The following is a 7,268-nucleotide window of genomic DNA, read 5'->3' on the forward strand; positions in this document are numbered from 1 at the left end:
GGGTCGAGGAGTCCGACGGGGCGGACCCCGGTGACGGCGGTGGGTCGGGGGACCGCCGTCCGCCGTTGGCGGTCCTCGACGTCGCCCGGTCCCTGGCGGAGGGCCCGCTGGCGGGCCTGCGGGTCGCCGAGTTGCACGGCCGGATGGCGCCCGAGGCCAAGGACGAGGTGATGCGCCGCTTCTCCGCCGGGGAGATCGATGTCCTGGTGGCCACCACCGTCATCGAGGTCGGGGTGAACGTCCCCAACGCCACGGTGATGGCGATCATGGACGCGGACCGTTTCGGTGTCTCCCAGCTGCACCAGCTGCGGGGCCGGGTGGGACGCGGTGAGCACCCCGGGCTGTGTCTGCTGGTGACCGATCTGCCGGAGGTCGCCCCCGCGCGGGCCCGACTGGAGGCGGTGGCCTCGACCCGGGACGGCTTCGAGCTCTCCCGCATCGACCTGGAGCAGCGGCGCGAGGGCGACGTGCTCGGCCAGGCGCAGTCGGGTGGACGCAGCTCGTTGCGGATGCTCGCCGTCATCGAGGACGAAGACATCATCGAGGAGGCGCGGCGAGAGGCCGGGGAATTGGTGGAGCGCGATCCGGAGCTGACCCGCACGCCCGCGCTGCGCACCGCCCTGGAGGCGTTGCTCGACGCGGAGCGGGAGGAGTTCCTCGAGCGGGGCTGAGACCGTGCCCGCTCTTCGAAACCACCTCCCGCCCGGCTCGCCGCCCCGGCCCCGGGGGCGTTCCGGGCCATCACCCCGGGGGCGGCGTCGGGGCGGGCCGCCGTCACCCCGGATTGTCGGTGCCGCCCGGGAGAATGGGGATGTTCCGCGGTGATCCGTTCGGATCCGCGCGGTTTCATCCCGGCCCGTCGGGCCCGGACCACTGGGGGTCATCCATGGCGTTCCGACACACCAACGAGCTTCCCCTCGGGGACAAGATCTTCCGCGTCGAGCTGGCCAGCGACGACGACATCACCCTCACCCTGACCCTGACCGGGTGGCGCGAGGAGGAGCCGGGCACGCCGATCGCGGGCGGCATGCTCACCATGCCGCTCGCCGACGTCCCCACCCTGCGCATCGCCCTCAACCGCGGTCTGCGCGCGTTGGCCCTCGCGGCGGATGTCGCCGAGCCCATTCCGGACCGGGACATCCTCCGCGAGTTGTTCCCCGGCCACGGCGCCCCGTGGGTCCCGCAGCACGAGGAGGACCTGACCCGTCGGTTCCACGCGGGGGAGACGGTGGCGCGGATCGCCGCCCGCTTCGGACGAACCCCGGACTCGGTGCGCGCCAAGCTCCGGGAGCTGGGCCACGACCCGCGCCGACCGGAGTACTGCCCGCCGGACGGCTGCCTGTCGTGGTCCCGGTACGCCTCGCCGGCGCTGCTCGGCGCGCCTCTCGCGGAGGACGGTACGCCGGACTGACCCCCGACTCCCGCAGCGGGCCGGCCCCGGGCCCGACCGCCCGGGCCGGCCCGCGGCGCGCCGACTCCTCCGGCGCCGCCGGGCGGCACCCACCCGGCGGCGCCGTATAGCGTGGGACGCACCGTTCCCCACCGCTATCGAAGGACCCCGATGACCCGCGTGATCGCCGGCGCCGCGGGCGGCCGTCGGCTGGCCGTGCCGCCCGGTGGCGGCACCCGTCCCACCTCGGACCGGGCCAGGGAGGGCCTGTTCTCCACCTGGGAGGCTCTGTACGGCCCCCTGGACGGGGCGGCCGTCCTGGACCTCTTCGCGGGCTCCGGCGCGGTCGGGCTGGAGGCCCTGTCGCGGGGCGCCCGCCGGGTGCTGCTGGTGGAGTCCGACCGCCGCGCGGCCCGGGTGGTGCGGGAGAACATCGGCGCGCTCGGTCTGCCGGGGGCGGAGGTGCGGGCGGACCGGGTCGAGCGGGTGGTCGCGGGGCCCCCGCCCGCCGGCCCCTTCGACCTGGTCTTCCTCGACCCGCCCTACGCCCTCGGGGAGACGGCGGTCCGCGAGATCCTGCTCACACTCCGCTCCGGGGGGTGGCTGGCCGACAGCGGACTCGTCACGGTGGAGCGTGGCACCAGGGGCGGCACGTCACCCTGGCCGACCGGCTTCTCCGCCCTGCGCTCCCGTCGGTACGGCGAGGGAACGCTCTGGTACGGTCGCGCCGCCGAAGATGAAGTTACCGACCGGTCATGACGGGCCGGGAGAGCGAGGAGAGACCGTTGCGACGCGCGGTTTGCCCGGGGTCGTTCGACCCGATCACCAATGGCCATATCGACATCATCAGCCGCGCCTCCCGGCTTTACGACGTGGTGCACGTGACGGTGATGATCAACAAGTCCAAGAGCGGCCTGTTCACGGTGGAGGAGCGCATCGCCCTCATCGAGGAGGTCACCTCGGCGTACGGCAACGTGCGGGTCGAGGCCTTCCACGGCCTCCTGGTGGACTACTGCAAGCAGCGCGACATCCCCGCCATCGTCAAGGGGCTGCGTGCCGTCAGCGACTTCGACTACGAGTTGCAGATGGCACAGATGAACAACGGCCTCTCGGGGGTGGAGACCCTCTTCGTGCCCACCAGTCCCACCTACAGCTTCCTCTCCTCCAGTCTGGTCAAGGAGGTCGCCACCTGGGGAGGGGACGTCTCCCACCTGGTGCCGCCCACGGTGCTGGAGGCGCTGGTGGGGAAGCTTCGCCGGCCCTGAGCCGGAGCACGGGGCGGGGAACGATCCGGGCGTCCGTCCGGGGGTGACCCGCGCCCGGCGCGCCCCGGCGCCCCGCCCAAAGGCCCGCGCGCCCCGGGATCGGCTGTCCCCCGGGGGCCCGACGGTCGTACAGTCACCCCGTGGACGTACACCAGAAGCTCGACGAGATCGTCGCGTCGGTCGGCAACGCCAAGGCCATGCCGATGTCGGCGTCCTGCGTGATCAACCGGGGCGAGCTCCTCGCCCGCCTCGAGGAACTGCGCGGCGCCCTTCCCGGCTCCCTGGCCGAGGCCAGCCGGGTCCTCGGCGGGCGGGAGGAGGTCGTCGCCGACGCCCACCGCGAGGCACAGCGCATCGTCGAGGCCGCCCGGGCCGAGCGGGGCTCCCTCGTGGAGAACACCCACATCGCCCGTGAGGCCCGCGCGGAGGCCGACCGCATCCTGGCGGAGGCCCGTCGGGAGGCGGCGGAGATCCGTGCCGAGGCCGACGACTACGTGGACAGCAAGCTCGCCAACTTCGAGGTCGTCCTCGGGAAGACCATCGACTCCGTCGGCCGCGGCCGGGAGAAGCTCCTGGGCGCGGGGCGCGACGGTGACCCCGAACTGCTCCTGGAGCGCGCCGACACCTACGTCGAGGATCAGTTCGCCGCGATCGAGACGGTGTTGCGCAAGACCCTGGAGGCGGTCGGGCGGGGTCGGAACAAGCTCACCGGCCACCGGCCGATCGACGAGCTGGCCGAGCACATGGCGGCGGGGGAGGGGCGCCCCCCGGAGGTCCACCCCCTGGATCTCGCGATGGCCGGCGCGGCGGGAGTGCCGTCCGCCGACCCGCCGGCCGACGGCTCGGCCGGGTGGACGACGGGGGCGGCGTACCCCGCGCACGACACCGGGTGGGGGCCCGGCGGGGACCCGCACCAGCCGGTCGCGGCCCCGACCGGTGGCGCCTGGACCGGGGCGGGCGGCTATTCCGACCACCCCGGGGAGGCGTACGGCACGCACCCCGGCGCTCCCGCCGGATACCCCGACCACACCGGTCACGAGGGCGGCGGGCAGCCGGGCCACGGGCATCCGACGCACGCCGGTGCCGGGCATGAGGCGGCCGGCTTCTTCGACACCGGCTTCATCGATCCCGAGCAACTGCGCCGCTACGAGCAGGGACGCTGAGCCCTCTCCGGCGTCGGCCGGCGGACCCCCTTGGCGGGGGACGGTTTGGGTCGGAAGCGGACCGTGGCGTATTCTGTTCCTTCGGCTGCGGTGACACCCGCGGCCCGCGTCGCCCGGACCCCGCCGTATGCCCCGGTACGACCCGGAGGCTCGGCTGTCGGCCCCTCGGCCGTCCGGCCTGCGCACCCCGATCCGCACCACTCACAGAAGGCGAAGAGTCCTGAAAGCCGCCCTGAACCCCCGCGCCCCCCTCGTGTTCGGTACGCACGAGCTGGGACGGCGTCCGGGCGCGCTCCTCGAGGTCTCCCGCACCGCGGAGGCCCCCGCCGACCTGGGCACCGACGTGCTCGGGGTCCCGGAGGGGGCGCCGATGGAGGTCTTCCTCCGGCTGGAGTCGGTGATGGACGGGGTCCTGGTCACCGGGACCGTCCGCACCTCCCTCGTGGGGGAGTGCGTAAGGTGTCTGGAACCGCTTCGCCGGGAGTGCGAGGCGGACTTCCAGGAGTTGTACTCCTACCCCGACGCCGATGCCGGGGGCCGCTCAGCGGACACCGGCGACGACGTCGGGGAGGAGACGCTGTTCCTCGAGGGCGAGTTGTTCGACCTCGAACCCGTGTTGCGGGACGCGGTGGTGCTTTCACTGCCCCTGCAGCCGGTGTGCCGGGAGGATTGTCCGGGTCTGTGTCCCGAGTGCGGGACACGGCTGGAGACCGATCCGGACCACCGGCACGACGACGCCGTCGACATCCGTTGGGCGGCGCTGCGGGAGCTGTCGGGGACCCTCGGGTCCGCGGGGGCCGAAGCGGAAGAAGAGAAACCTCCCCGCGCCGGCGGGGACGAACCACAGGAGAAGTAGCCGTGGCCGTTCCGAAGCGGAAGATGTCGCGCAGCAACACGCGCCACCGCCGGTCGCAGTGGAAGGCTGCGGTCCCCAACCTCGCCGCGTGCGGGGGTTGCCGCGAGCCCAAGCTGCAGCACACCGCGTGCACCAACTGCGGCACCTACAACCGCCGCCAGGTGCTTGAGGTCTGACGGGCGGGTGACGGGCTCCATGCCGGACGCCGGCACCACGCGTTCCGCGGTGTCCGCGGAGGAGATCTCGTCCCCTGCGACCCTGGAAGGGCGGCTCGGCTACAAGGTCGAGACCGCCCTTCTGGTGCGTGCGCTGACCCATCGCAGCTACGCCTACGAGCACGGGGGACTTCCCACCAACGAACGGCTGGAGTTCCTCGGGGACTCCGTCCTCGGCCTGGTGGTCACCGACACGCTCTACAAGCGACACCCCGAGCTGCCCGAGGGACAACTGGCCAAACTGAGGGCCGCGGTGGTCAACTCCCGTGCCCTCGCGGAGGTTGCCCGGAGTCTGGACCTGGGCGCCTTCGTGCGTCTGGGCCGCGGTGAGGAGGGGACCGGCGGCCGTGACAAGGCATCGATCCTCGCCGACACCCTGGAGGCGGTCATCGGGGCCGTCTACCTGGACTGCGGTCTGACCGCCGCCGACGAGCTCGTGCACCGGCTCTTCGATCCGCTGATCGAGCGCTCCGCCGGCCTGGGAGCCGGCCTGGACTGGAAGACCAGCCTCCAGGAATTGAGCGCCGCCCGCGGATTGGGTGTGCCGGAGTACGAGATCACCGAGACCGGCCCCGATCACGAGAAGACCTTCACCGCCGCAGCCCGGGTGGCCGGTACCGCGTACGGCACCGGGACCGGACGCAGCAAGAAGGAAGCGGAGCAGCAGGCCGCCGAGACCGCCTGGCGGGCCATCCGGGCCGCCGCGGACGGTGAGACCGCCCTCGCCGAGGCCGCCGCCCGCGGTTCCGGTCCCGGGGAGACCCCCGACGACGGTGTGGCCCCCGTGGAGACGGCTCCCGTGGAGGTGGGTTCCGGCGACACGGTCGAGCGGGAGGACCCGGGCCGGCCGACCGACGCGCCGACCGACGCGCCGGGCGACGCGCCGGCTGCGGGGAAGCACTGACCGGTGCCCGAACTGCCCGAGGTGGAGGTGGTGCGGCGGGGCCTGGAGCGGTGGGTCTCCGGCCGCACCGTCGCCGCCGTGGAGGTTCTCCACCCGCGCGCCGTGCGACGTCACGAATCCGGTCCCCGCGACTTCGCGGACCGGCTCCTCGGGCGTCGCCTCGCCGTGCCGCGCCGGCGCGGGAAGTACCTGTGGCTCCCCATCGAGGAAACGGGGACACCGAGGGGCGCGGGCTCCCCGACCCTCTCGCTCCTGGCCCATCTCGGCATGAGCGGGCAGCTGCTCATCCAACCGGCGGGGACACCCGACGAGCGTCACCTGCGGGTGCGGATCTCCTTCACCGACGAGGGGCCGGGCGAGTTGCGCTTTGTCGACCAGCGCACCTTCGGCGGGCTCTCCCTCCATCCCTGCCTCCCGGGCGAGGCCGACGGCCTGCCGGACGTGATGGCTCACATCGCCCGTGATCCGCTGGACCCGGCCTTCGACGAGGACGCCTTTCCCACCGCCCTGCGGAGTCGGCGCACCACCGTCAAGCGGGCCCTGCTCGACCAGACGCTGATCAGCGGGGTCGGCAACATCTACGCCGATGAGGCACTGTGGCTGGCCCGGTTGCACTACGAGCGTCCCACCGCGACCCTGACCCGGCCCCGGGTCTCGGAACTCCTGGCGGGGGTTCGCGAGGTCATGGCCGCCGCCCTGCAGGCCGGGGGGACCAGCTTCGACAGCCTCTACGTCAACGTCAACGGTGAGTCGGGGTACTTCGAGCGTTCGCTCAACGCCTACGGACGGGCCGGACTGCCGTGCCGGCGCTGCGCGGCCACGATGCGGCGGGATCCGTGGATGAACCGCTCCAGTTACTGGTGCCCGGGGTGTCAGCGTCCGCCGAGGGCCCGCCCCGCGGTGACCCGGCGCCCGGGCACCGGCATCCGCTCCGCCTGACCGACCGTTTCCCGGAAGGGCGTTCCCCCGGGGCCCGGGTGCGGGGGTGCGTCGGGCCGACCGCCACCCGTGCCCGGCGCGGCGGGACGCCCGTCCCGAGAGCCGCTCAGTACCCGAAGTTCTGTGTCCACCAGGGGCCGCCGGGGCCCGGGTGCACGCCGACTCCCAGGGTGCGGAAGTCGCAGTTGAGGATGTTGGCGCGGTGCCCCTCGCTGTTCATCCAGGACTCCATCACCGAGGCGGCGCTCTGCTGGCCGCGGGCGATGTTCTCCCCACCGAGGTTTCCTATCCCGGCCGCCGAGGCGCGGTCCCAGGGGGAGCGTCCGTCGGGGTCGGTGTGGGAGAAGAAGGAACGGTTCGCCATGTCCCGGCTGAAGTCACGGGCCAGCCGTCCCAGGGCGCTGTCGTGGACCACCGGACTGCAACCGGCGCGCGCGCGTTCCGCGTTGACCAGACGCAGGACCTCGGCCTCGGCGGTCTCCGCCGGACTCTCGTTGCCCGAGGAGGGGGAGCCGGTGGACGGGGGCGGCGTGGAG

At 73.4% G+C, this 7,268-nt stretch carries 10 protein-coding genes; 9 read left to right on the top strand and 1 reads right to left on the bottom strand.

The annotated features are described in order from the left end of the window. The 9 genes from FNQ90_RS07615 to mutM all read left to right on the top strand — a co-directional run. A partial coding sequence (locus FNQ90_RS07615; protein WP_267133024.1) for a helicase-related protein occupies nt 1–671 on the top strand: 671 nt, incomplete at its 5' end. A 215-nt stretch (nt 672–886) separates the two neighbouring features. After that, nucleotides 887–1,411 carry a hypothetical protein gene (locus FNQ90_RS07620; protein WP_143619127.1) on the top strand — a complete coding sequence of 175 codons (525 nt, stop codon included), beginning with the start codon at nt 887–889 and terminating at the stop codon, nt 1,409–1,411. A 150-nt stretch (nt 1,412–1,561) separates the two neighbouring features. Further along, a complete protein-coding gene (rsmD, locus tag FNQ90_RS07625; protein ID WP_182605647.1) occupies nt 1,562–2,149 on the top strand; it encodes a 16S rRNA (guanine(966)-N(2))-methyltransferase RsmD in 588 nt (195 codons plus the stop codon). Nucleotides 2,150–2,175: 26 nt separating this feature from the next. Further along, a complete protein-coding gene (gene coaD, locus FNQ90_RS07630; RefSeq protein ID WP_228470947.1) occupies nt 2,176–2,655 on the top strand; it encodes a pantetheine-phosphate adenylyltransferase in 480 nt (159 codons plus the stop codon). Between the two features lie 140 nt (nt 2,656–2,795). Beyond that, on the top strand, nt 2,796–3,818 hold the full coding sequence (locus tag FNQ90_RS07635; protein ID WP_182605651.1) for a cell division initiation protein: 1,023 nt from the start codon (nt 2,796–2,798) through the stop codon (nt 3,816–3,818). Between the two features lie 253 nt (nt 3,819–4,071). Beyond that, on the top strand, nt 4,072–4,674 hold the full coding sequence (locus FNQ90_RS07640; protein WP_323379829.1) for a YceD family protein: 603 nt from the start codon (nt 4,072–4,074) through the stop codon (nt 4,672–4,674). 2 nt (nt 4,675–4,676) lie between these two features. Next, nucleotides 4,677–4,850, top strand: a complete 174-nt coding sequence (gene rpmF, locus FNQ90_RS07645; protein ID WP_143619137.1) for a 50S ribosomal protein L32 — start codon at nt 4,677–4,679, stop codon at nt 4,848–4,850. Nucleotides 4,851–4,869: 19 nt separating this feature from the next. Then, on the top strand, nt 4,870–5,793 hold the full coding sequence (gene rnc, locus FNQ90_RS07650; protein ID WP_182605654.1) for a ribonuclease III: 924 nt from the start codon (nt 4,870–4,872) through the stop codon (nt 5,791–5,793). Between the two features lie 3 nt (nt 5,794–5,796). Further along, the gene (gene mutM, locus FNQ90_RS07655; protein ID WP_182605656.1) at nt 5,797–6,732 is read left to right on the top strand and encodes a bifunctional DNA-formamidopyrimidine glycosylase/DNA-(apurinic or apyrimidinic site) lyase; all 936 of its coding nucleotides are present in this window, start codon (nt 5,797–5,799) and stop codon (nt 6,730–6,732) included. A 106-nt stretch (nt 6,733–6,838) separates the two neighbouring features. On the opposite strand, the gene FNQ90_RS07660 is transcribed toward mutM, so the two are convergent. After that, nucleotides 6,839–7,268 (bottom strand): CAP domain-containing protein (locus tag FNQ90_RS07660; RefSeq protein ID WP_182605658.1); only part of this gene is annotated, 430 nt, incomplete at its 5' end.

The organism is Streptomyces alkaliphilus (genome assembly GCF_014141535.1).
Taxonomy (GTDB): Bacteria; Actinomycetota; Actinomycetes; order Streptomycetales; family Streptomycetaceae; genus Streptomyces; species Streptomyces alkaliphilus.